Consider the following 24,058-nt stretch of genomic DNA (forward strand, 5'->3'; position numbering starts at 1 on the left):
AAACAGGAATTAGCGCCCTTCAGGTATTTTGACGGTTTTATCAAAGCAAAAAGCTGGATTACTCCAGCTTTTTAACTTAAAGCACGGCAAGCTGTATTTATTGCAGCTGGATCGCACCACCAAAACTGCGGTAAATAGCCACTAAGCGACCAAAACTTTGTTGCTGCAGTTGCGCTAACTGATCGCGCGCGAACAGCTGCTCGCGCTCGGCATCTAATAAAGCTAAAAACTCACCGCTACCGGCATTGTAACGTTCACGTGCTATACGCAGCGCTTTATTGCTAGCTTGCCATTGCCGCTCAGTGCTCAGTTGCTGCTCACGGCTCAAATTGTAGCTTTGCAAGCTCAGTTGCATATCGGCAATGGCATTGAACACCTGCTGCTCGAACTGGGCTAAGGCCATAGTGGTATTGGCTTCTGCCACACGGATCCGCGCTTTCACCGAGCCTAAATCGGCAGCCTGCCAGCTTAGTGTGGGCGCAAGCGCCCAACTTTGATTATCACTGCCCAAGGAAAAACCTGGGCCCGAAATAAAACCCAAAAAGCCCGTTACGGATAAGTTCGGATACAGATCGGCAGTAGCCACGCCAATATCGGCAGTACGAGCTGCTAATTCACGCTCGGCTGCGGCAACATCAGGCCGATACTGCAAGTAATTTTCAGCGGCGACGATACTGACCGGCTTTGCCAATTCAGGTAATTTGGGCACTGAGCCTAAGTTCAACTGGCCAGGTTGTTGCGCTAATAACGCTGATAAGGTGGCATCGGCAGTTAACAAGGCCACCCGAAAGGCGGGCACCGCGGCTTGCACCTGATGATATTGCACCTCTATTTGCGCAAACTCTAATTCAGACGCTAAACCAGCTTCAAGCCGAGCCAGCACGATGTCTCGGCTTTGTTGCAAATTCTGCAAATTTTGCTCTGCCACTAATAACCGCAGCTGCGCACCGCGATATTCACCATAGCTGGTGGCAACTTGGCTAATCAGCTGCACTTGCGCATCATGCCACAAGATATCGGCTTGCTCTGCCGCCGCGGTTGCCGCTTCGGTGGCCCGCCGTAGCTTACCAAATAAATCGACATCCCAACTTAAGCTAGCGCCATTGCTAAAACCACGGGTAATGACACCGTTATCGCTGCTTGACACTGTGCCATTTTCAGTTGCTTGATAACTGCTCGCTAAACTCCCCTTGGGCAAGCTATTATTTTGCGTGTCACGAAATACCGCATAGGCGCGGTCAACGTTAGCGCGGGCTTGTGCCAGAGTTCGATTCTCCACAAGCGCTCGTTGGATCAGCCGATTTAACGCGGCATCATCAAAAGCCAACCACCAGCTTTGGGCTTGCTCAGCCTGCTGAAAAGGGCTCTGAACCGCAATAGCTGCCACCTGGGTGGGCGCTTGATAATCAGGCCCCACTGCGCAGGCGCTTAAGGTTGCCACCACCAGTGAAATAGTCGACAGTTTTAGTTGCTTAAGCATCGGCAGTCTCCACAGTGGGTTGAGTTGCAGCAAGGGCGCGCTTTTTCTCGGCACGGCTCGCCAATAAATAATAAAACAATGGGGTTAAAATTAAGCCGAAGATTGTGACACCGATCATGCCGGCAAATACCGCTACGCCCATCGCTTGGCGCATTTCTGCACCGGCACCACTGGAGAACACCATCGGTACTACGCCCATAATAAAGGCAATAGACGTCATTAAAATCGGTCTTAAACGTAAGCGACCGGCCTCTAAAATGGCCTCTAAAGCTGTCATGCCTTGGTCTTGCAACTCTTTCGCAAACTCGACGATAAGAATGGCATTCTTCGTTGCCAAGCCCACCAACACAATTAAACCGATTTGCGTAAAGATATTGTTATCACCGCCGTATAACAGCACACCACTTAACGCCGATAATAAGGTCATTGGAATGATCAGGATTATCGCCAGCGGCAAGCTTAAGCTTTCGTACTGCGCCGCTAACACCATAAACACCAGCAAAATCACTAACGGGTAGATAAACATGCCCGCATTACCGGCTAAGATTTGCTGGTAGGTCAGTTCAGTCCACTCGTAAGTCATGCCATTGGGTAGCGTTTCTGCCAAGATTTTCTCAATAGCCGCTTGCGCTTCGCCACTGCTAAAGCCGGGGGCCGCACCACCATTTAATTCTGCCGTAGTAAAACCGTTGTAGTGCATCACGCGATCAGGGCCGGCGGTATCGGTTACCGTGATAAAAGAACCAAGTGGGATCATTTCACCCTGGGCATTCGGTACTTTTAACTGGCTGATTTGTTCTGGCGTTTGTCTAAACTTTTGATCAGCTTGCATATTCACCTGATAGGTGCGACCAAACTGGTTAAAGTCATTGACATAAACCGAGCCCATATACGCCTGCAGCGTTTGAAACACCGTATCCAACGAAACTTGCTGTTGTTTCGCTTTGGTGCGATCAATATCTAAATCTAGCTGCGGCACATTAACCTGATAACTTGAAAACACCCCAGCAAGTTCAGGTGTCTGCCACGCTTTCATCATTACCTGCATGGTCACGTTGTACAGCTCTTCATAACCATAATTAGCACGGTCTTGAATTTGCAATCTAAAGCCGCCAATGGTGCCTAAACCTTGTACTGGCGGTGGTGGAAAAATAGCGATGTAAGCATCTTCAATACCAGCAAATTTTTGGTTTAAGGCTGCAGCGATGGCATTAGCGGATAACGCTGGATCTTGACGCTCGTCAAAGCTGTCTAACGGGGTAAAGACCACACCACTGTTCGGGCTATTGGTAAAGCCATTGATGCTCAGTCCTGGAAAGGCCACCGAATTAGCCACACCTGGCTGTGCTAAGGCGATCCGTGACATTTCTTTCACCACCGCTTCGGTACGCTCAAGTGAAGCGGCATCCGGTAGCTGCGCAAAAGCAACTAAATATTGCTTATCTTGCCCAGGCACATAACCGGTTGGCGTAGTGGCAAACTGCAACCCCGTTAAACCGACCAGCGCGACATACAGCAACATCACGATAGCACCAAAACGGATAATCTTTTGTACCAAATAACCATAGCCATTAGACAATCGCGCAAAGAAACGGTTAAACGGTACAAACAACCAACCGCCTAACAGTTTGTCCATACCACGGGTTAGCGCATCTTTTTTCTCGCCATGCCCTTTTAACAAAAGGGCCGACAATGCCGGGCTCAACGTTAAAGAGTTAATCGCCGAAATAAAGGTAGAAATAGTAATCGTTAGCGCGAATTGCTTATAAAATTGCCCGGTTAAACCCGACATAAACGCTGTTGGAATAAACACGGCCGCTAATACCAAGGTGGTGGCCACGATAGGCCCCGTGACCTCTTTCATGGCTTTTTGTGTAGCCGCTACCGGTGATAAACCTTCGCTGATATTACGCTCAACGTTTTCGACCACCACAATGGCATCATCAACCACGATACCAATTGCTAAAACTAAGCCAAATAACGATAAGGCATTTAATGAGAAACCCATTAAGTGCATAAAGGCAAAAGTACCCACTAAAGACACCGGCACAGCCACCAGCGGAATAATAGACGCGCGCCATGTTTGTAAAAACAGCACCACCACTAACACCACCAGCAATACGGCTTCAAGTAAGGTTTTTACAACGGCTTCAATTGAGCCCCGCACGAAAACCGTGGGATCGTAAACGATGTCGTAACTAAGCCCATCCGGGAAGCTTTTGCTTAAGCTTTGCATAGTGCTACGCACATCATTAGAGATTTGAATGGCGTTTGAACCTGAAGCTTGGAAAATCGGTAAGGCAACCGCATCTTTATTATCTAACAAGGAACGCAGCGCATAGGTAGATGCACCCAATTCGACCCGGGCGACATCTTTTAAGCGGCTGATTTCACCACGCTCGCCCACTTTGATAATAATGTCTTCAAACTCTGCCTCCGTGGTTAAACGGCCTTTCACATTGATCAATAATTGAAAATCGGCATCGCCACTCGGTTGTGCGCCCAAACTACCGGCAGCGGCTTGTTGGTTTTGCTCACGAATGGCACTGGCAATTTGGCTTGGCGATAACCCTAAGGCCGCAACCTTACTCGGATCTAACCAGATACGCATGCTGTAATCACCCGCACCAAATACCCGTACCGCGCCAACACCTTCAATACGCGCTAATTCATCTTTAACATTTAGCGCAGCATAATTTGATAAATACAGCATGTCGTAACGATCGTCTGGTGACGTTAAATGCACCACCATGGTCAGATCGGGTGACGATTTCTCTGTGACAATGCCCAGCCGCTGCACTTCTTGCGGCAGCCTTGGCATAGCGCGATCAACCCGCGCTTGCACCTGACTTTGCGCTAAATCGACGTTGGTACCAATGGCAAAGGTAATGGTTAAGGTCATGCGGCCATCCGAGGTGGCTTGCGATGACATATACAACATATCTTCAACACCGTTGATTTCCTGCTCTAACGGCGAGGCAACGGTTTCAGCAATCACTTTAGGGTTGGCACCCGGATAATTTGCGGTGACCACCACAGTGGGTGGCACCACTTCTGGATATTCCGTTACCGGCAGTTGCCAAACCGCAATGGCACCACTGATAAAAAACAGTAATGAAATAACGGCAGCAAAGATCGGCCGTTTGATAAAAAATTGAGAAAACATCGAAGAGCCCTTAACCTTGAGTCGCGCTGTGTGCGGCTTGTGCTGTTAATGCGGCATGGCTTTGCTCAAGCAGTTGCTGTGCCTGACGAATTTGCGTTAACTGCGTTTCATTTGCCATCTCCACCATTTTCGGTGAAATTTGCATATTCGGCCGTACCCGCTGCAAACCATTGACCACGATCTTATCGCTAGGGGCTAAGCCCGCTTTAACAATGCGCAAATCATTGATTTTTTCCCCTAAAGTCACGGCGCGATATTCCAGTTGATTATTGGCATTCACCACCAATACAAACTTATTATTCAAATCCGTACCAATGGCTTTTTCATCAATTAACACGCCGTCATAGCTATTGCTGCCAACGAGCTTTAAACGGGCAAATAAACCTGGTAATAAATGGTTATCTTGATTAGCAAAACTGGCGCGAAGACGAATAGTGCCAGTGTGTTGATTGACACTGTTATCCACAAAATCGATCTGACCGATATGTTGATAATCTGTATCGTTAGCCAGCGCCATATAAACTGGGTTGCCCGTTGCATCACGCGTATCGGCGCGTTTTCCTTCGTTGCTTAGGCGGGCGTATTTTAAATAGCTTTGCTCGTCTACATCGAAATAGGCATACATTTTGTCAGTCGAGACCACATTGGTCAGTTCAGTTTGCCCAGCGGTCACAAAGTTACCGGCCGTTACCATCGCATAAGACACTCGGCCACTAATAGGGGCCGTTACGCGGGTATAACTTAAATCTAACTCTGCGCGCTGTAAGGCGGCTTTCACCGCAGCGACAGTGGCCGCTGTTTGTTGTTGCCGAGCTTTGCGGCTGTCGAGTGCTTCAGTAGAAATAGCTTGCTGCTTGCTTAACCTTTCGCCGCGCCGAAATTCACTTTCAGCTAAGCTGGCCGCGCTTTCGGCGTTTTGTAATTCGGCTTTTAAACGCGCCACATCTGCGGTAAACGGGCGAGGATCGATTTTCAGCAGTAAATCCCCTTCACGCACCAAAGCGCCCTCGCTGAAATGTACCTGCTCAATATAACCGGATACACGAGGCACCAGCCTCACGGTTTGCGGAGCTTGCAAACGGCCCGTAAATTCGTCCCATTCGGTGATACGCTCAGCGACAACCTGTGCCACACTCACTTCAGGAGCAGCAGGCGCCGTAGCTTGTTCCGCGGCTTCAGGATTGCCACAAGCGGACAGCGCTAATGCCGCAACGCTGGCTAACATTAAAATTCTCACCTGTTTGAAACTACTCATGACGCACGTCTCCACTTTGTTGCGTAATTTGCATTTAATCTGCTTGTTTTGTACCGGTCGGTAAATATATAGATTTATCTCTTACTGTCAATCTATTTTGTACCAAGTGGTAAATATAATAAGTTTGCCTTTATAACGATTCGTTATAAGCGTTAGCTGGGGGTCAGGTTTTATACCTAGCGGTATATAACCCTTGCTGGACATGGGGCGATTTGCTGTTTACTATATAAACACTATTTTCAGGAGCAGAGCCATGACCGTAACAAGTTGCCCACAAAGTGTCGGCCGCCCCCGCGCCTTTGATACAGATACCGCGCTTGAGAAGGCTCTAGAGGTCTTCTGGCGCAGAGGATACGATGGCACTTCATTAGCCGATCTCACCGAAGCCATGGGAATTAACAAACCCAGCTTGTATGCCGCTTTTGGTAATAAAGAACAGCTTTTTTTAAAAGCCATTGAGCTTTATGAAAGCCGCCCTTGCTCGTTTTTTTTACCGGCACTAGAAAAACCCACTGCCTATCAAGTAGCCGAACATATGCTTTATGGTGCGGCGAATAATATGGCCGACAAAACACAACCCCAAGGTTGTTTTGTGGTGCAAGGCGCCTTGTCTTGCAGCGAAGCGGCATCGGCCGTAAAAGCGGCATTAATTAATCGCCGGTTGGCCGGTGAACAAAAACTGCATGAACGCTTTGCTCAGGCCAAAATAGCGGGCGATCTTCCGGCACATGTTGATGCAGAAGTGTTGTCACGCTTTATGGGAACCGTGTTACAAGGCATGGCGATTCAAGCCAATAATGGCGCCACAGCAGAGCAACTGCAGCAAATTGCTGAAATGACGCTGCAGGCCTTTCCACGCTAAGTTTTACCTGCATTTTTTGCGGCTGAATATTCGGTGATTTAGCCTACGTGGCTAGGCAAGATTTAAGCAAGCTTCGGGGGCAGATACCTAGACCCTTAACGTTTTCGCCGTTGGCGAGATACTTTCTTTTGCATCGCCAAAAGAAAGTATCCAAAGAAAATGCGACCCTACTTCCGCTCGAAAGCCCAACTGCTCATGCGCTGTCCAAGGCGAAAACGTAACTCGCACGGCGCTAACGTCGCCGCACTCAAACACCCGTTTTCTTAAAACCTTGGCCAACGATGATCAGTCGGCTCGCTACAAAGGGGATTGAAATCCAGAGCGGTATTCTCTTGGCTGAATACGCGGCCTTTCATCAAGTAACTATTATTATTTCAATGACCTAGTCGCAGAGGCTGGCTTGTATTTCACCTGCGGTGAGATACTTTCTTTTGCGTCGCCAAAAGAAAGTATACAAAGAAAATGCGACCCCACTTCCGCTCGAAAGTCCAACTACTCATACGTTGTCCAAGGCGAAAACGTAACTCGCGCGGCACTACCGTCGCCGCACTCAAACACCCGTTTTCTTAAAACCTTGGCCAACGATGATCAGTCGGCTCGCTACAAAGGGGAGTTCATATTCTTAGCGGAATTTGGTTTGCCAAACAGTTGGTATGTGCTGTTCGCGGACGACTAAAGGTGTCTAATGCAACTTTAGTGGTTGCTTTCAAATGGTATAACTGCTGAAAAATAACGGGACTCAATAACTTCTAGTAATGCTTTATCATTCAATACATCACCAAGAGTTTTTATTAGAAAGTCATAATCAGTAAATTCGCTTTCAACTGTAAGTAATTTATTTATCCATCTCCACATATTCTCCTCGCCAATAGCATGTTCCAATTTTATCCAATTAGTCGGAGCATATGCGTAAACGTACAAGTTTCTATCACCATAGTCACTTGACGATTTTATACCGCTAAACGGTATCAGCTTAGTATTTGTTAACTCTTTGTGTTTACTGTCGACGATGCTATTAAAGACATCTTCACCGATCAATTCTTTTACAAGTTTTAGAGATATATATTCTGAAAATGACTCTGACAACATATCACCTAGTTCAGAATTGAACTTTCTATAAGTACCAAAATAATAATGCGCTAATTCATGCGCTATAAAAGGCTTGAACCAATTGGATTTTTCGTCATCGATTAAATCACTTAACCCGCTTTCAAAATGACCTACATTAATGATGCTAGGGTATGCAACAAAAAGCCAACTATTATTTTTAGAGATTGGAGTTGTGTGTATGAATACAACATCTTCACCGTATGGAAGATTTAGTTTGTTTTGATAAAATTTTTCAAATGATGAGATAACGTTACCAAAATAAACCATTTGCTTATTGGAAAGCCCTGCATTTAAGAAGTAGCTGCCATTTGACTTTTCTATTTCGAAATCACCTGCAAATAACATTAATTCCACAGGCTTTTCGCTTTTAAACTTACCTGCTCTGCCTGTAACTGGAGAACTACCGTTCAAGTAAATTGATTTACAATCAGCGCATTTAATCTCAATATCATATGCCACCGAATCAAACCTGACATCCTTATCAATGTCATAAAGCACTGGATACCATGATGCTTGCATTCCGTCAGATCTTAATGTCTTTCCGTTAAATGCAATATTTCCTTTCCAGTCACCATGTTCGCTTGCTTTATCCATATCTGAAATCACTGGAAATTTGCCTGTATATTTAAAGTTTAACGACGCTGGGAGAAATTTTTCTTTACCACTATTATCAGGGAGGTAGTATCCGAAGCTTTCGTATGAATATTCATCATTGTATTTTTTCCGATAAGCATAATTGAAGCTATCGTCTTTATCTCTAAAGTATTCGATGTTTAAACCAGAGTTAATAAAGATGTAGTAATTTTTGATTTTTGGTATGTTGCTGAGCTTTAATTCAGCTTCTATTGTTCCCTTCTCAATTGAAAGAATTAAAGTGCCCGATAGCCTGAGGGGTTCTGCAAATACTGCTGTTGAAGATAATACAAAAATAAAAAATAATATGAATTTCATAAATATCCATGTCATACGGGTATTTTAGTAACCTGAAGTAAGTCAAACCTAAAAATGATTGTCTAATTTGATCATTTTTCTCAGTCATCCAATACGTTTTGCATTTTTTAGCTGATAGGCAACAAAGTGTCAATTATTGGCTTAATAATTCTGTAATCTTACATACAATTGCTGATACTTTTTAGTACTAACGAAGGCCTGTTTTTTGCTCGTTGCAGTAGTAATCTTAAGCAGAAACACCCCGAAGGCTGATATGCTTTTCAATCCCATTACGTTGCAAGCCGATCAAATTTGCACGACCAAGGTTTTAAAACGAGGGGTGTCTGAGTGAGGTGCGGTAGCGCCGAGCGAGTTACCTCGTCGCCTTGGGCGGGCAAAATTGAACGGGCTTTCGCCGCAACGTGGGTCGCCTTTTCTTTGCGGGACTTTCTTTTGGCGAGGCAAAAGAAAGTCTCTCGCCAACGGCGAAAAAGTTTCTCACTACATGTTTAGCAAATGTTTAGGGGCACAGACTATGCAAAATTAAAACCTTGCGCAGCTTAATGGTTTGACTCCCAACAAAACCACCCTTGTTGCTAAACAAACCACATAAAATTCTACTTTGACTACTGTTTTAATCTTGCACAAGGCTTTATGATCAGTGCCTTTATCGCCACTGGCATCGCTTTATGCAAAACATCTTATTGTACTTAGTTACCGTGTTGATCTGGGGTTCCACCTGGTTTGCCATTGAGTTTCAACTCGGTGAAGTTGCGATTGAAGTATCACTCTTGTACCGTTTTGCAATTGCCGCTGTACTGATGTGGCTATTTTGCTGGTACAAAAAGCTCGATATGCGTTTCACGCTGCGCCAGCATGGCTTTATTTTGTTGTTAGCCACGCTCAATTTTGCCGTCAACTTTCTGTTTATTTATCAAGCACAACAATACCTGACCTCCGCGATGACCGCCATCGCCTTTACCACTATGCTACTGATGAACATCGTTAATACGCGGTTGTTTTTCGGCAAACCGGTAGCGAAACGTATTTATTTTGGTGCCTTAATGGGCATCGCCGGTATTGTGGTGCTGTTTTGGCCTGATTTAGATGGGTTAGATTTTACCAATGCCAGCTTAATCGGCTTATTGCTGATCTTATCGGGTGCACTCTCGGCCTCGTTTGGCAACATGGTCAGCGTGCGCAACTCACGAGAAGGCATGCCCATTATGCAAGTGAATGCATGGGGCATGCTGTACGGTAGCGGCGTATTATTGTTAGCGGCATTATGGCAAGGACAACAGTTTAACTTCAGTACTGAACCGGCTTATCTTGCTTCATTGCTCTATCTGGCGATCTTTGGCTCGGTCATCGCGTTTGCCAGTTATTTTGCGCTACTGAAAAAAATTGGCCCGGAAAAAGCCAGCTATACCATAGTGCTGTTTCCATTAGTGGCCGTGGTATTAAGTACCTTATTTGAAGGTTTTAGCTGGACCAGTTATACCTTTAGCGGTTTTGCGCTGGTGTTACTGGGCAATGCTATCGTGTTGACTCCCTTTGAACGGATCCGAGCCTTATTGCGCCCCGCCACCGTGAAACTCGAACCCATGGCTTAAAAATCGGAGTGCACTTTTAAAAAACGCGCAAAACGGGGTAAACCATGCACGGTCAGACCGTTATACCGATAGGTTATCACCGTGCCAATTTCTGGTGGTGTTTCGCGAAGCGCATCCGTTAAACCACTGCCAATAGCAAAGGTTTTACCTTCAGGTGTTTTGACGATAAGCGCTCCGACCATACCTTGATACTTGCCCTTGCCCGGGCGATACCCCACCACTTCGGCTTCTGAATCCTGATAGGTTTTCAGCTTTAATAACGCCTGACTTCTGCCGGTATGATACAACGCGGCTTGATGATGCAACATTAAGCCCTCTGCTCCAGCCTGCTCCAGCTCAATAAGTTTATTAAACAGTTGTTGCTTATCCGCAACACGAAACTGCGGCACAATGACGATATAAGGCGAATTGAGCTGCTGTTTAAGCGCGTGCATTGCCAAGACCCGATCACTAAAGGTTCCTGCCGCCTCGGGTAACTCAAATACGTAATAGCGAATTTGTTGCCATTCGCTCTGTACCGGTTGTTGCTTGCTCACTATGCTTAACGTGGCGGCAAACTGCTGGCGACCCAGCCACAGCTCACCATCTAACTTTTGGCTTGGAAAATCAGCAAGAAACCAAGACGGCGCAGCAATAATATTGCCTCCTCGGCTAAGTAGTTGTTTACCATCCCAATAAGCACGCACACCATCTAATTTCTCGCTTACCCAATAATCTTGAATGTCGACATTTTCATGGTAAATCTGAGCTAACAACAACTCAGGCTTAGCGGCTCCCCCTAAAGGCAATGCGCACACCCACAGAACAATTAACAATCTAATCATTATTTGGCATCCTTTATTTAAAAAAATAAAGTATAGCCGCTTGTTAACCTTTGCTGTTTTTTTTGCAGTTGGGTCGGAGTTATCGCTACCACCAGTGATTAATGCAATATCGGGTTTAAGTAACTGCTCCCTAATTGCCGCATTTGTCGCTCGACCCAAGCGACGCGTTGACGCAAATAAGGCGTTAATAGACGTGGATCGCGCGAGCGTGGACTGGGTAACAACACGGCAAGCCTTGCCGCCTCATTAACGGTGAGATAACGCGCCGATTTAGCAAAATAATGTTGGCTAGCCGCTTCAACACCGTATATGCCTTGCCCAAATTCAGCAAGATTGAGGTACACCTCTAAAATGCGTTTTTTACCCCAAACCACTTCAAGACTTAGCGCTAAACCCGCTTCTATGCCTTTACGTAAAAAACTTTGTCCTGGCCATAACAATAGATTTTTTGCTGTTTGCTGACTTAGGGTGCTCGCCCCCCGCAGACCACCACCATTATCAAATTGCTGTAGCGCTTGACTGATCGCCGCAAAATCTACCCCCCAATGCTCCGGAAACCGCTGGTCCTCAGAGGCAACCATCGCTAACGGCACATGCGCCGGTAGATCAGCAATGTCTATCCAATGTTGCGTCACGGGATAAGGGCTTTGCAGCATAAAAGCGGAGGTAGGTGGCGGGAGAAACCGCAGCACAGACAGCAAAATCATTAAAATCAGGCAAAAGCAGAGCAAAAAACGCCAAATGACTAACCCTGTCCAGCCAAGCCAACTGCGTTGATGTTGTGTCATTCTAACCCTCTTCATTAAAGCCATGACTCTTACATGTTGCCCTTAACACTATAGACGATGACAGCAGCACACCCTATTAAGCCAGCCCCCTTTATTGCTAACGGCAATGACGGCATAGCTCAATTACCTATGCCCTCTATTAAGGCAATGTATACCGCATTAAAAAGAGGTTAGGGAATGGCGTGCTCTGGCTTACCGCGTTTGTGATTTATCAGTAAGAGTAACTGCGCAGCGGCTTTAGCATCATCTAAAGCGCGGTGATGATTCAGCAATGGAATGTCTAACGCTTGGCATAATTTGCCTAAGCTGTAAGAAACATGCCCGGGGTAAAACCGGCGCATATTTACCACGGTACACAGCTGCGGCATATCCAAGGGTATGGCTAACCGAGCAAACTCGGCCTTAATAAAGCCGTAATCAAATTTCACGTTATGCGCCACGAACACCGCGCCGTTAAGAAAAGCCGCTAAGCTATCGGCTATTTCGGCAAAGGTGGGCGCGCCCACAACCATATTATTTGTAATGCCGGTTAGTCGGCTGATAAAAGACGGAATGCGCCGCTGAGGATCAAGTAAAGTGCTAAAGCTGTCAATGATCTCGCCAGATTGTACTTTAACCGCACCAATTTCAATGACCCGATCACTCCCCGCTTTACCGCCAGTGGTTTCGACATCGAGTACCACATAAATACGATCAGGATCGATGATCCAATGCAGTTTTTCTAAACGGGCGTTAAACCCTACTTGCTGCAAAGCTAACAAACGCGCGAGCTGATGGCGCTGGATCTTGTCACCCGGGGCTTTGACTTCAACAAAAGCCAGCTCATTCCCTTTAATCAGTAGCAAGTCAGGATAGCCACTGCTGCAGCGCTGAAAATCTTGCGCCATATGACGTAACAAAGTGGCTAACGCCTTGGCAGGAGCCTGCTTAACTAAGGGTAACAGTTGCTCTGCCAAGTCTTGCGGCCAAAAACAGATACTATTGCGTTTGCCAAAATGCGCGGCCAAAGCACTGAGTAAATACTGCGTTGCCGTAGGCTCGGCCAACAATTGCAGTTTCTGTTCAATACTGTCGGCAAATTGCGAGTAAAACAGCCCAGCACTGAGATTGCGTGGCCGCCGTTCAAACGGGTTATGCAAGGCACTCGCCGGATGCTCAAATAGCTCATGCCAAAACCATAGGGCAAATAGCGCCAGCCATAGGTTATTTTCGGCATGAAACGCCTGATAGCCTTGGCTCTGATAATGTGCGCTCAAGCCTTGCTCTGCTTTACCTAAGTACAACTCATCCACACCGATACTGGGGGCTTGTTGCAGTAATTCTGTCAGTCGGGAGCGCTTAGCACTGACCGTGCCTGGCGCAGGAAAGTGCCGAGTGAAAAAATCATCGGCGAACAGCCATTCTTCATCACAGGCTGGATCATTTAACAGTTGCTGCAAATAGCTTTGGCATTGCTCGCGCTCGCCTTGCTGCCAATACAAGCGCGCCAGTCGCTCTGATGCGGGAAAATCAGCACTTTGCTGATAAAACGCGATAGCAAAATCCATTTGCCGCTGCTGCTCGGCAATCCGGCCTAGCTGATAACATCGCTCGCTGCGCTGAGTGCTGAGCTGCGGATCATCGGTTTGCAGCCAGTGTTCAACCATAGTGAGCATCGGCTGTAATTCGGCGCGAATGGTTGCCACATCTGTAAGCGGTTTCAGTTTTTTGGCTAATGCTTGGATCGGTGCTTTAGCGCTAGCAATGCTAAAAGCCAGTTGCGCTTGAGCTAACTCGGTAAAGCGAGGTTGGAAGACTTGTTTAAATTGCCCGGTTTGCCGAATACCCAGATCGCGCAGCGTAAACAGCGATAAATTGCTTTCTATGCGGCCAAAATACAGGAAATAGATATAACTCAGTGCGGCTTGCCGCTGTAACACCACATAGCGCTGTGGTAACTGGTGGATCAGAGCCAACCAATCCACAGGTAAACTTAACGCGACACGCAGTAATTGGGGTTTGGTGGCGCTTTTTTTAAGCTCCAACGGCGCGGCTAATTGCTGCTGCGCCAGCTCAAGTAATTGCCATAAAGTGTGTTTGGTCAGACGTAACCAAAAATCGGTTAAATCCGCAGTCTGTAGTTCTGCGACAAAACCCTGTTGCTGTAACAGCGTTAACCAAGGTGTTGGCGCACCAATTTCATCGTAACTTAGCTCGCTATCACAAAACACTGCGCCTTTGCGATTCAGCATGCGCACCAACAACAGCTGCGCAGAGGGCGCTAAGGCAGCAAAGTCGCTAATAAAAGCCTGACTGTCTGCCGTTAACACTGCTTGATAATGCGCTGCCACAAACTGCAGCAGCTCATTAAAATGCTGTAAATAATAACCGCTATCTAACTCAGGCTTGTGATATGCCATCAGCCCAACACGGTGCTTAATAGATAACCGGTATAACCACAGAATACGGCCAGCAGCAGCGCGCCTTCAAACCGATTAATACGCCCCTGTTTTTTGTAACCAAACCCGAGCACCAATAACGCCGCAGTCAGCACCGCCATCAAGGTCCAATCGCGTGTTAATACCACGGCATCAACACTCATCGGTTGAATAGCCGCAGCGATACCCACTACCGCTAAGGTATTAAACAGGTTTGAACCGATCACATTACCCAAGGCAATATCGTGCTCACCTTTTTTGATGGCAATCAATGAAGACGCCAACTCCGGTAACGAGGTGCCCACCGCCACCACCGTTAAGCCGATGACTAAATCGCTGACACCCAATGATTGTGCAATAAACACCGCACCGTACACCAACATCCGCGAAGCCAAAATCAATAACAGTAAGCCTACCAACAACCAGATTATCGATTGTTTTAAGCTCATACTCTCGGAGTTGGCCAGTTCGGAATTCATTTCGACTGCCATCGGATCGCCAGGGTTACGCATGCCTTGCCAAACCGACCAAATCATTAACAGTAAAAACACGCCTAACAAACACCAAGCATCAAACCGTGTTAGCTGGTGATCGAATAATTGCCAACCGGCAAACAAGGTTACGCCTAATAAAATGGGCAGCTCTTTTCGCAGCACTTGCGAATTAACCGCAATAGGGCTAATCAACGCGACTAAGCCTAAAATTAACGCAATGTTGGTGATATTCGAGCCATAAGCATTACCTAAAGCCAAAGCGGGATTACCATCACTGGCTGCCATAGCCGATACCACCATTTCTGGCGCTGAAGTACCAAAACCCACCACTAACATACCAATCAGCAACGGTGGCATACCTGCATATTTAGCTGTTGCCGCCGCGCCATCTACAAATTTGTCTGCACTCCACACCAGCAAGCCTAAGCCTGCTAACAACGCTAATACCGCCAGCAACATAATAACCATTCCTTTTAAGAGATTGTGGGCAGTTTAACATGCGTATGATAAGGTCAATAGAGGGGCGAACGGTGCCTTGATAAATATATATCGGGCCGTGTTCGCGGTGTAAACACGTTGAAGGATAAATAACAAAATGGCGTTACTTGGCATTCTAGCAGTTTTATTTTTGGCCTTAATGATTTTAGTGCCCGTTATGGAAAAGTTTGCTAAAAAAGGCGATGCAGCAGAGCAGGACTATCGTAAATACAGTCGCTGGATCCTGCCGTTGGTCGCCTTAGTGTTAATTGCGCAATTACTTAAGATGTTATTCGCGTAAAACGCGGTATGGCATTAAATACCGAGATTAATAATGCCGGTAAGAAGAGTAAACTGACGACCGTAGACAGCAGCAAACCACCTAACACTATGACCCCCACGCCACGATACAACTCTGTGCCTTCACCGGGGAGGAACACTAAAGGCGCCAAACCAAACACTGTCGTTGCGGTGGACATTAAAATAGGCCTTAACCGTGTAGCCACCGCGGTCAACACTGCGGCTTGTACCTTACCAGGCTGTGCTGCAAAATTACGCCGGCTTTGATCAACAATCAAAATGGGGTTGTTCACCACTGTGCCGAGCAAAATTAAAAACCCTAACATGGTGATCATATCAAAGGGTTGATGAAAACCGCTTAGCCCCATCGCAGTAAACACACTCCCCGTTGCGTTAATGGTGACCAAACCGACCAGTGCCGCCGCCAGCCCTAAGGGCACAGTCGTTAAAATTAACAGCGGATAGCCCCAATGCCGGAAAATGGCAACCAGTAATAAATAGATTAAGACAATCGCAATCATAAAGTTACCACTTAGCGCCGCCTTAGTGGCATCAAGCTGATCCGAGGCACCAGTAATATCGAGGCTAACGCCTTGGGCAATGGCGCCTTGTTGTTGTAATTGTGGCACAAGCTGTTGCTGTACTTGCTCAACAGCGGTTTCTAACGCGACGTCGCGAGGTGGAATAATATACAACGTGACAGTTCGTAAACCATTTACCCGCCGTAAGTTATCACTGTCGGCCACTTCACGCAGTGAAGCCAAGGCACTGAGCGGTAATACTGCGCCAGCCGGTGTATACAAGGGCGCTTGCCCCAACGCGGCCAATTCTTGTTGATTACCCGCCGCACTGAATAAGAAAATATCCACTTTATCGTCGTTTAAGAAAAACTCGTCAACAAAGGCACCATCGCTTAACGCGGCAACATCAAAGCCAAAGTCTGCCGCACTGTAGCCTTGCTCTGCCAAGCGTTGCCAGTTGGGGCGAATTTCAATCAGCGGCTGATCTAAAGACAACGACGACGGATCAGAATTTAACTGTGGGTTGTCAAATAGCTGTTGTGCTGCCAAATAGGCGGCATCAGCGGTCGCATATAAACTCGCCAGATCAGGCCCAGAAATATCCAACGCCACCGCACGGGTACCGCCATCATTACTGCTAATTATGGAACCTCGTGAAGAAAAAGCCCGCATCCCAGGATACTGCCGAAATAACGCCGTTAAGCGATCCATCATCGCCTGTATATCCGTGGCTCGCACCGGCTCACTCATCAACCAAATTCGCCCTACTGACACATTCATTGAATAATATTTCAAAGGGGGCATGCCGGTGGTACCCTCGTCAAACGCTTGCGCGTCTGCCATTACGTGCGGCTCTAGAAACGCCCTGACCTCTTCGGCAATCATCGCCATTTCAGTGAGGTTGTAACCGGGTGGCGCAATCATCAATGAAAATGCTTTCGGCTCTTCGCCCTCGGGCAGGTACTCGGCAGGGGGCATTAACCAAGCGGCTAAGCCCAAGGTAAAGACGAGTGTGCTCAGCATAACGGCTGCCCGCCGCTTACCGTTGGCAGTTAGCCGATTTATCACAGCCAATATTCGGCTTGGCGCAGCTGATCCGCCTGCTTGAGCCGCAGCTTGACCACCAAATCCCATTCTGGCTAAGGCGGAAGGTACCACAAACACTGCCACTAACATCGAGGCAATTATCGCCGCGGCAATCGATATCGCAATGTCGGAATACAACTGCCCGGCTTCTTCCTCGATAAACAAAATAGGCAAAAACACCAACACCGTGGTCATGGTTGAGGCTAATACCGCTGGCCAAACATCACGCACACCAGCTAAAGCTGCATCAAACTTAGTTAAGCCCCGTCGCCTGGCTTGCTCAATACTTTCGAGCACCACAATAGTGTTATCCACCGTCATACCAATGGCAAAGGCGACTCCCGCTAAAGAAATGACATTGATGGTGCGATCAAATAATAACAAACCAAGGAATGACGCAATGGTGCAGATTGGCAGGCCAATAATGCCGACAAGGGTGGCACGGCCAGAACGTAAAAACAGATACATAACCAGGGTTGCTAGAGCGGCCCCTAATGCTAAGTTGGTCCAGACATTAACGATAGAATCTTCAACATAACGCACGTCATCGCCAATCAGCATCAGTTGCAAACCTTGTTGCGCTAATAAATCTTGATTAAGCTGCGCTACAACCTCCAACATACCTTGTTTAATGGCGATAACATTGGCACCACTTTCGCGGCTGACAGATAAACCTATAGCTTGCTCACCGTCTGCATAAGAAAGTTGCCGCACTTCAAAATGATCTAACACCAAGCTAGCAACATCACGCAGTCGCACTTGTTCAGCGCCGCGTTGTGCAAGGATAACGTCTTCTAATTCGCTTAAATTATCGAAACGGCCGATCACCCGCAATAAATAGCGTCGTTTACCGTTATCGATATCACCTGCAGAGCTATCGCGGTTACGCTCGCGAATGGCTTGGCGCACATCACTCATACTTAAACCGCGTTGTGCCAATTTAGCCGGATCGACCAGCACCTGAATTTGCCGCTCAGCACCGCCGCTGACACCAATTTCAGATACCCCAAGCACGCGTTCCATACGGGGCCTAACCACGTCTTCAGCGAAATCTCGCAGCATGTCCATATCTAATTGCAGCGGGTTGCCGGCAAGGGGCATTAAGCGGTAATACATAAAGGCATTTGCGGAAAAGGAGCTGCTTAATAAGCGCGGTTGGTCGACATTTTCAGGATAACTAGACACTTGGCTTAAGGCATTACTGACTCGGATCAAGGCTTCATTAACATCCACCCCGAATGGAAACTCTAACTCAATGTTAGCTGAGCCAGTACTTGCTCTGGAAATCATCCGCTGCAAATTAGGCAAATTGCGTAAATAACGCTCTTGCTCAATTAAAATTTCTTTTTCAATATCTTGCGGCGTGGCACCAGGCCAGCCCGTGACCACACTGATGGTTCTGACTTCCAGATCAGGGATCATTTGCACGGGTATTCGAAAAGCGGCAACAATACCCATTACACAAATAATTAAAACAGCAACCGTTAAAATGGTGCCATGGCGGATTGCGGCAGCTAACATCAGTTGCCTCCTGCCACACTAACTAACCGAACCGCTTGGCCATCACGTAAATTTTCATTACCTCGCACCACCACCGCTTCACCTTCGGGTAAACCCGACACAATTTCTACACCGGCAGTGGTATTACGCCCAAGTGTCACAAGTCGGCGATAGGCTTTACCGTCAGCAATAGAAAACACACTGAATTTGCCATCAGCATGGCGTAGCAACGCATCAGCAGGCACCACCAAGACTTGACGCTCACGTTGTTGAAAATGGAATACCGCGCGGGCTGACGTACCTGGCAATAAGCCACTAAGCTGGCTCTCGACGGTGAGCCTTGCCAGAAAACTTCGGGCATTACCGCTGGTCACGGGCACATCGGCCGTTAAGGTGGCGGACAAGGCGTTATTAGGATAAAGATCAGAGATAACATCAATATGCGAAAGATCCGCTAGGGCGGGGTAATATTCTTGTGGTAATTGCACGTCAAGATACAACGGCGTTAAGGCCACTAAGCGAAATACTGGGGCACCTAAATTGACATACTCACCCACATCAGTGTATCGCTCAACCACCACGCCGGCAAAAGGTGCGGTTAACTGGTGACGTGCTACTTGCTCTTGCTGCTGCGCCAGCGCCGCAGCTGCTTGGCGTTTTAGGGCCTCGGCTTGACGCAATGCCGCTTTTCTTAACGCTAATTCCGTTTGTGGAAAAAGCTGTTGCGACGTCAGCGTTTCGGCTTCGGCAACCAAGCGTTGCTGTTCTTGTAAGTTGACTTCAGCTAACGCTAACCCCGCTTGAAACTGTGCTAAATCATGTTGTGCCAAGGCGGTATCTAAAGTCAGCAACACGTCTCCCGCTGCCACACGGTTCCCCGCATCAACATGAACTTGTGCCACCAAACCCGCCGTTTTACTTGATAAGTTCGCATCTTGACGCGCCGTTAAGGTGCCGGTTACCGTGAGTTGCTCTGCCAAACTGTTGGCAACAGGCTGAATCGCTTGCACAGGCACCGCTTCTTGTGCCAGCAAGATACCGCTCCACAGTAATGTTATTGCCCATAAATGCCGCATTGTCTTTCCTTATCATCAGCAGGTTAGCCTAATCTGTTATGCGTAAAGTGAGCATAACGATCAATCCGCACACGGCGAAAGACGGCCTCTGCGCGATTAGTGCCAACTTAATGGGTCTAATCGATAAAAGTAGCTCAATTGTTGATACAATGCCGGATGCTGTTTCGCTAATTCGGCCGACTGTTCAAAAAACACTTCAGATAGCACTGCAAAAAACTCTGCAGGGTTAGTTGCCGCATAAGGGTCAATCAGCACAGGTTGGCCTTGTTGTAGCTGCCATCGTAATTGATCAAAGGCTTGCTGCATCACCTGAGACCATTGCTGATAATCACTACTGCGTTGCAATAATGGTGCACCTTGTGCATTGCCATGTTCTTGATCTAACTGATGCGCAAACTCATGGATCACCACATTGTGACCATCCTTTGGATTGGCGGCGCCAGCCAAAGTATCTTGCCAACTTAAAATCACCCGCCCTTGTTGCCATGATTCCCCACTGAGAATACGTCGTTGCTCACTGACTAAGCCCGCCGCATCTTGTTGCGCATTGGCCACAATAAAGGCGGCAGGATAAATCAAGATCGATTTTAGCTGCGGAAAGTAATGATTGGGTCGGTTTAATAACAGCAAGCAGGCTTGCGCCGCTATGGTCACGCGCATTTCATCGGTAACGGTTAAGCCTGCACAACCTATAAAATCTTTCTCTGCAATAAACACCTGAATATGTTTTTTTAATTGCAGCTGCAGATCAGTGGGCAAGGCGCGATAATAAGGTAAACGCTTTTTTAAGATCTGCCGCCAAGGCTCGGGAAAAGGCCGCGCGCGGATTCTCTGCCGTTGCCAACGTTGGTAGTAAGGCTGGCCAAAGATAAAACCACTGATTAAGATGGTCAGTATTAATAGAATAAGTAAGGGCACTCAGGTGCTCCAGCAAGAGGCAGTCGAACTCTTTTAGTGGGGTGAGGTCTGACAAAATTCAAGCATTTAGCGCCAAGCAGTTAGGCGCTATGGCTGCAGTGATTTAGGAGTTGTCATGTTTAATCTTTTAAAAAACTTACTCGAAAAAGCCAGTAACGATTGGCAAGGTGCCGGCGCGGCTGAACAGCATTGGCAACAAGCTGGGCTTAACGAAGCAGAGTTTATGGCCGTGGTACTGATGCTACAGTTATCACACGCAGACTTTGACAGCGCTGAAGCTGAGCAGCAACTGGTGCAACGCTATTTATCAGAGGAATATCGATTAACCCCAGAGCATACCAAAAAGGTTTTTGCTCAGGCGCAGCAAATGGCGGCTGACTCAACCTGCTTACACGCTTACACCTCGAAACTAAAAAGTTTAACCGAGCCGCAGCGCATTGCCGTTTTAGACCAGTTATGGAAAGTGGCTTATGCCGATGGCAATATCGACCCACATGAAGATGCGATGTTACGCAAAGTAGCGGATTTACTGTTCATCCGCCACAGTGATTTTATTCAAAGTAAGCTGGCCAATAAACCCACTTAACTAACGTGGATCGGCGTCATCTTTGTGGATAACTTCGCCTTCAATTACTTGACCGCCAGAACGCGTGTGGCTTTGCTGTTGCTGCTGATATTGACCGGCCTGCTCTCTAAATTTACGCATGCGTTGCCGATGCCGAAAAATCAAAATGGGGATCAATACCCAGCTGAGAACTAAGGCAAACAACAGTAAAAAGGCCCCGACCATCAGCATGACACCCAGTACCAACCAGGCGAGCACACGCTGTAAAAAGCTGCCTCGATGCTGCAGCTGAAACTGGCGCTGCCAAGCGGCTGCTTGCTGGCGAAAGGATGAATCAAACATAATAACCTCATTTAATTTGCTGCAGTAAGTCGAACCTTTCTCTGCAAAAAGCACCACCGTGTTACCACGGCAGCTTATTATCTCTTATCTGGCTGATCCTGACCTGAATAGTTCAAAAATACGATTACTCGGTTTTATTGCTCAGTGCCCAGCGCATAATATCGCCCCAACTCGGTTCTTTGCCATACATCTGCATACCGCGTAAAAAGATCCGCCCAGCTAAACGCCTTAACCAATACAGCGTACCCAGTAGCAATAATAACGATAGCAAGGGTTGCCACCAAGCAAGTTCTACCATGGCTAATCTTACCGGCATAGCCGCAAACGACGTCAATGGTAACCAACTGAGTAAGGTCATGCCAAAGCCAGTGGGGCTATCGATGACCAAGTAAGTAAATAACAGCGGTAACCATGTCACCATCATCACTACCCCTTTACCGCTGGTGTTAGGATCATCAATCGAAGCTGCAATAGCCGCCATAAAACAGGCGCATAACAACAAGCCAATTAAAGCAAACGGGACTAGCCAAGCGATGACCGCCCAATTTAGCCAAGTAAAATCTACCGGCTTATCGGCGATAAACAACAGCGTGATCACCGTACTTAACACTATGACTAAACTGGTGGTAAACATGGCTTTCATTGCGCTTAAGCTGTGTCCCAGCACCTTGCCATCAATCCACTGCTGTGGCGTTACAATAGCGAATAACTGTTCGGTTACGCGTTGTTGTTTTTCACCGGTAATGCTCATCAGTAATTGGCCAAAGGCCGTCGATAAACCAATCAGTAATAAAAACAATAAACCTATCGCGATCATCTTCTCCGGCCGATCACTGCCCTTATAGTTGTCATCCAAATAACGCATTTCAAGGGTAACAGGCTCTTCTAATGTCGCTAACTGTGCCGCAGACAAACCTTGTGACTGACCATAAACTTGCCGAAAGTACTTTTGTAACTCGCTATCCAGTGTTTGCTGCCATTTTTTACCCGATAGCGTATGCACCACAATAGCCTCAGCCTCTTCGCTGACCACCGCATGCCAAGTTTGAGTCTCTTTTAACTGTGTCAATTGCTCATCTAAGGTTATCGTGGGCCGCTGAAACTGAAATTGCTCAGTATTTTCCAACGTAAAATGCGCAGGCACCGCAATCCGATATTGATGCCGACTTTCGTCCACAAAAAAGCTCCAAGCCACCACAGCAGCCATCACCAACACCATTAACAGGTAGGAGATCAGCTGTTGTTTCCACTTAAAGAAGCGTAAAAACTCCCATTTAGCGACAATTAAGCTTTGCTTAGAGATCATGCTGCACTCCCTTGCTGATGCTCGGCCATGGCCGACACATATAATTGATGTAAATCGGCTGCTTGCATGGTCACGGCGCGCACAGTGAATGAGCCCAAAACACGTTGCAAACAGTGTGTGAGATCCATGCTGTTGGCTAAGGTGACACTAAAACTGTGACTCGACTGCCATTGCCAATGCTCATCAGCCAATACTGACGCTAAGCTGTCTTCACTGACGGTTTGTTCAGTTTCAATTAATACCACTTGCTTTGGCTGTGCTTGTAGTCGGATCTCGGCTAAGGTGCCAGCTAAGACTACTTTGCCCTTTGCCATCAGCAACATACGGTCAGCCAATTTTTCTACCATCGCCATTTGATGGGCACTGAGGATCACCGTCATACCTTGCTGGCGCAGCTCTTTTAAAAAGGCGACGACTTTTTCCTGATTGAGTGGGTCTAAGCCAGAAAATGGCTCATCCAAAATCACCACGGCCGGCCGATGGATCACGGCCGCGATCAGCTGCACTTTTTGTTGATTACCTTTTGATAATTGCTTTAAGTCTTCATGTCGCCGTTCAGTTAACTCAAATATCTCTAACCAGTGCGACATTTGCTGCTGTGCGGTTGCTTTGCTTAAACCGTGTAATTGCGCCAAATACAATAAATTTTTCTCAACGCTTTTATCCGGATATAAACCACGGTCTTCGGGTAAGTAACCCAACTGACGCCGTGGTATATGGTTATAGCGCTGCTGTTGGTATTCGACCTGAATAGTGCCCGTATCGGGCAACGTCATCCCCACTAACATACGAATAATAGACGACTTACCCGCACCATTTGGGCCCAATAAGGCGAAAATCTCACCCGGTTCAATGGTAAAACTAACGCCCCGCACGGCTTGCACCGTTGCATAAGCTTTTTCAATAGCCGATACCGCTATTCGCATGCCGCTTACTCCTTTATCAAAATACGATAATAGCAAAGCCACTACGCTAATTCACAAGCAATGTGTTAGCAAATGTATAACAAAAATCTCAGAACCACTTAG

General features: G+C 47.2%; 18 protein-coding genes. 4 read left to right on the plus strand and 14 right to left on the minus strand.

Features of this window, described 5'->3' with window-relative positions; translation table 11 throughout:
- Positions 1 to 97: 97 nt before the first annotated feature.
- Genes ORJ01_RS09700 through ORJ01_RS09710 form a run of 3 tightly spaced genes read right to left on the minus strand, consistent with a single transcriptional unit; the run spans position 98 to position 5,901 of the window.
- Positions 98 to 1,480 (minus strand): efflux transporter outer membrane subunit, encoded by a 1,383-nt coding sequence (locus tag ORJ01_RS09700; protein ID WP_306177843.1) that lies wholly within the window; start codon positions 1,478 to 1,480, stop codon positions 98 to 100.
- The gene (locus ORJ01_RS09705) at positions 1,473 to 4,646 is read right to left on the minus strand and encodes an efflux RND transporter permease subunit (RefSeq protein ID WP_306177844.1); all 3,174 of its coding nucleotides are present in this window, start codon (positions 4,644 to 4,646) and stop codon (positions 1,473 to 1,475) included. The genes ORJ01_RS09700 and ORJ01_RS09705 overlap by 8 nt, the downstream gene beginning before the upstream one ends.
- 10 nt (positions 4,647 to 4,656) lie before the next feature.
- Positions 4,657 to 5,901, minus strand: coding sequence for an efflux RND transporter periplasmic adaptor subunit (locus tag ORJ01_RS09710; RefSeq protein ID WP_306177845.1), 1,245 nt, complete (start codon positions 5,899 to 5,901; stop codon positions 4,657 to 4,659).
- A 253-nt stretch (positions 5,902 to 6,154) separates the two neighbouring features.
- Between ORJ01_RS09710 and ORJ01_RS09715 the strand changes: the two genes are divergently transcribed.
- Complete coding sequence (locus ORJ01_RS09715) at positions 6,155 to 6,763, plus strand: TetR/AcrR family transcriptional regulator (protein ID WP_229588107.1); 609 nt, start codon at positions 6,155 to 6,157, stop codon at positions 6,761 to 6,763.
- Between the two features lie 693 nt (positions 6,764 to 7,456).
- Here the strand turns inward: ORJ01_RS09715 and ORJ01_RS09720 are convergent.
- Complete coding sequence (locus tag ORJ01_RS09720) at positions 7,457 to 8,824, minus strand: hypothetical protein (RefSeq protein WP_306177846.1); 1,368 nt, start codon at positions 8,822 to 8,824, stop codon at positions 7,457 to 7,459.
- A gap of 668 nt (positions 8,825 to 9,492) precedes the next feature.
- On the opposite strand from ORJ01_RS09720, the gene ORJ01_RS09725 reads away from it, so the two are divergent.
- Positions 9,493 to 10,416, plus strand: a complete 924-nt coding sequence (locus ORJ01_RS09725; protein WP_306177847.1) for a DMT family transporter — start codon at positions 9,493 to 9,495, stop codon at positions 10,414 to 10,416.
- On the opposite strand, the gene ORJ01_RS09730 is transcribed toward ORJ01_RS09725, so the two are convergent.
- The 4 genes from ORJ01_RS09730 to ORJ01_RS09745 form a co-directional block, all read right to left on the minus strand.
- Positions 10,413 to 11,240: a DNA ligase gene (locus ORJ01_RS09730; RefSeq protein ID WP_306177848.1), complete on the minus strand. Its 828-nt coding sequence runs from the start codon at positions 11,238 to 11,240 to the stop codon at positions 10,413 to 10,415. The two genes, ORJ01_RS09725 and ORJ01_RS09730, sit on opposite strands and share 4 nt — an antisense overlap.
- A gap of 98 nt (positions 11,241 to 11,338) precedes the next feature.
- The gene (gene mtgA / locus ORJ01_RS09735) at positions 11,339 to 12,028 is read right to left on the minus strand and encodes a monofunctional biosynthetic peptidoglycan transglycosylase (protein WP_306177850.1); all 690 of its coding nucleotides are present in this window, start codon (positions 12,026 to 12,028) and stop codon (positions 11,339 to 11,341) included.
- A gap of 170 nt (positions 12,029 to 12,198) precedes the next feature.
- A complete protein-coding gene (locus tag ORJ01_RS09740) occupies positions 12,199 to 14,427 on the minus strand; it encodes an exonuclease domain-containing protein (protein WP_306177851.1) in 2,229 nt (742 codons plus the stop codon).
- A complete protein-coding gene (locus ORJ01_RS09745; protein ID WP_306177852.1) occupies positions 14,427 to 15,398 on the minus strand; it encodes a calcium/sodium antiporter in 972 nt (323 codons plus the stop codon). Before ORJ01_RS09745 ends, ORJ01_RS09740 begins: the two co-directional genes overlap by 1 nt.
- Positions 15,399 to 15,534: 136 nt before the next feature.
- Between ORJ01_RS09745 and ORJ01_RS09750 the strand changes: the two genes are divergently transcribed.
- On the plus strand, positions 15,535 to 15,717 hold the full coding sequence (locus ORJ01_RS09750; protein ID WP_306177853.1) for a hypothetical protein: 183 nt from the start codon (positions 15,535 to 15,537) through the stop codon (positions 15,715 to 15,717).
- Here ORJ01_RS09750 and ORJ01_RS09755 read toward each other — a convergent pair.
- The 3 genes from ORJ01_RS09755 to ORJ01_RS09765 all read right to left on the minus strand — a co-directional run bounded on the left by ORJ01_RS09755 (position 15,698) and on the right by ORJ01_RS09765 (position 20,817).
- Positions 15,698 to 18,844 carry an efflux RND transporter permease subunit gene (locus tag ORJ01_RS09755; RefSeq protein ID WP_306177854.1) on the minus strand — a complete coding sequence of 1,049 codons (3,147 nt, stop codon included), beginning with the start codon at positions 18,842 to 18,844 and terminating at the stop codon, positions 15,698 to 15,700. The genes ORJ01_RS09750 and ORJ01_RS09755 overlap by 20 nt on opposite strands.
- Positions 18,844 to 19,899: an efflux RND transporter periplasmic adaptor subunit gene (locus ORJ01_RS09760; protein WP_306177855.1), complete on the minus strand. Its 1,056-nt coding sequence runs from the start codon at positions 19,897 to 19,899 to the stop codon at positions 18,844 to 18,846. The genes ORJ01_RS09755 and ORJ01_RS09760 overlap by 1 nt, the downstream gene beginning before the upstream one ends.
- 96 nt (positions 19,900 to 19,995) lie before the next feature.
- Positions 19,996 to 20,817, minus strand: coding sequence for a zinc-dependent peptidase (locus ORJ01_RS09765; RefSeq protein ID WP_371930724.1), 822 nt, complete (start codon positions 20,815 to 20,817; stop codon positions 19,996 to 19,998).
- A gap of 115 nt (positions 20,818 to 20,932) precedes the next feature.
- Between ORJ01_RS09765 and ORJ01_RS09770 the strand changes: the two genes are divergently transcribed.
- Positions 20,933 to 21,403 carry a TerB family tellurite resistance protein gene (locus ORJ01_RS09770; RefSeq protein WP_306177856.1) on the plus strand — a complete coding sequence of 157 codons (471 nt, stop codon included), beginning with the start codon at positions 20,933 to 20,935 and terminating at the stop codon, positions 21,401 to 21,403.
- On the opposite strand, the gene ORJ01_RS09775 is transcribed toward ORJ01_RS09770, so the two are convergent.
- The 3 genes from ORJ01_RS09775 to ORJ01_RS09785 form a co-directional block, all read right to left on the minus strand.
- Positions 21,404 to 21,724, minus strand: a complete 321-nt coding sequence (locus ORJ01_RS09775) for a hypothetical protein (RefSeq protein ID WP_306177857.1) — start codon at positions 21,722 to 21,724, stop codon at positions 21,404 to 21,406. It abuts the gene before it with no gap.
- Between the two features lie 124 nt (positions 21,725 to 21,848).
- Complete coding sequence (locus ORJ01_RS09780; RefSeq protein ID WP_306177858.1) at positions 21,849 to 23,030, minus strand: ABC transporter permease; 1,182 nt, start codon at positions 23,028 to 23,030, stop codon at positions 21,849 to 21,851.
- Complete coding sequence (locus ORJ01_RS09785; RefSeq protein WP_306177859.1) at positions 23,027 to 23,956, minus strand: ABC transporter ATP-binding protein; 930 nt, start codon at positions 23,954 to 23,956, stop codon at positions 23,027 to 23,029. The genes ORJ01_RS09780 and ORJ01_RS09785 overlap by 4 nt, the downstream gene beginning before the upstream one ends.
- Positions 23,957 to 24,058: the final 102 nt, after the last annotated feature.

It is taken from the genome of Alishewanella sp. SMS8 (assembly GCF_030737935.1).
Classification (GTDB): Bacteria; Pseudomonadota; Gammaproteobacteria; order Enterobacterales; family Alteromonadaceae; genus Alishewanella; species Alishewanella maricola.

Bases quoted from the DNA above. Each gene is read 5' to 3' on its own strand.
- ORJ01_RS09700 (WP_306177843.1), bottom strand. From the start codon at position 1,480: ATGCTTAAGCAACTAAAACTGTCGACTATTTCACTGGTGGTGGCAACC.
- ORJ01_RS09705 (WP_306177844.1), bottom strand. From the start codon at position 4,646: ATGTTTTCTCAATTTTTTATCAAACGGCCGATCTTTGCTGCCGTTATT.
- ORJ01_RS09710 (WP_306177845.1), bottom strand. From the start codon at position 5,901: ATGAGTAGTTTCAAACAGGTGAGAATTTTAATGTTAGCCAGCGTTGCG.
- ORJ01_RS09715 (WP_229588107.1), top strand. From the start codon at position 6,155: ATGACCGTAACAAGTTGCCCACAAAGTGTCGGCCGCCCCCGCGCCTTT.
- ORJ01_RS09720 (WP_306177846.1), bottom strand. From the start codon at position 8,824: ATGAAATTCATATTATTTTTTATTTTTGTATTATCTTCAACAGCAGTA.
- ORJ01_RS09725 (WP_306177847.1), top strand. From the start codon at position 9,493: ATGCAAAACATCTTATTGTACTTAGTTACCGTGTTGATCTGGGGTTCC.
- ORJ01_RS09730 (WP_306177848.1), bottom strand. From the start codon at position 11,240: ATGATTAGATTGTTAATTGTTCTGTGGGTGTGCGCATTGCCTTTAGGG.
- mtgA (WP_306177850.1), bottom strand. From the start codon at position 12,028: ATGACACAACATCAACGCAGTTGGCTTGGCTGGACAGGGTTAGTCATT.
- ORJ01_RS09740 (WP_306177851.1), bottom strand. From the start codon at position 14,427: ATGGCATATCACAAGCCTGAGTTAGATAGCGGTTATTATTTACAGCAT.
- ORJ01_RS09745 (WP_306177852.1), bottom strand. From the start codon at position 15,398: ATGTTGCTGGCGGTATTAGCGTTGTTAGCAGGCTTAGGCTTGCTGGTG.
- ORJ01_RS09750 (WP_306177853.1), top strand. From the start codon at position 15,535: ATGGCGTTACTTGGCATTCTAGCAGTTTTATTTTTGGCCTTAATGATT.
- ORJ01_RS09755 (WP_306177854.1), bottom strand. From the start codon at position 18,844: ATGTTAGCTGCCGCAATCCGCCATGGCACCATTTTAACGGTTGCTGTT.
- ORJ01_RS09760 (WP_306177855.1), bottom strand. From the start codon at position 19,899: ATGCGGCATTTATGGGCAATAACATTACTGTGGAGCGGTATCTTGCTG.
- ORJ01_RS09770 (WP_306177856.1), top strand. From the start codon at position 20,933: ATGTTTAATCTTTTAAAAAACTTACTCGAAAAAGCCAGTAACGATTGG.
- ORJ01_RS09775 (WP_306177857.1), bottom strand. From the start codon at position 21,724: ATGTTTGATTCATCCTTTCGCCAGCAAGCAGCCGCTTGGCAGCGCCAG.
- ORJ01_RS09780 (WP_306177858.1), bottom strand. From the start codon at position 23,030: ATGATCTCTAAGCAAAGCTTAATTGTCGCTAAATGGGAGTTTTTACGC.
- ORJ01_RS09785 (WP_306177859.1), bottom strand. From the start codon at position 23,956: ATGCGAATAGCGGTATCGGCTATTGAAAAAGCTTATGCAACGGTGCAA.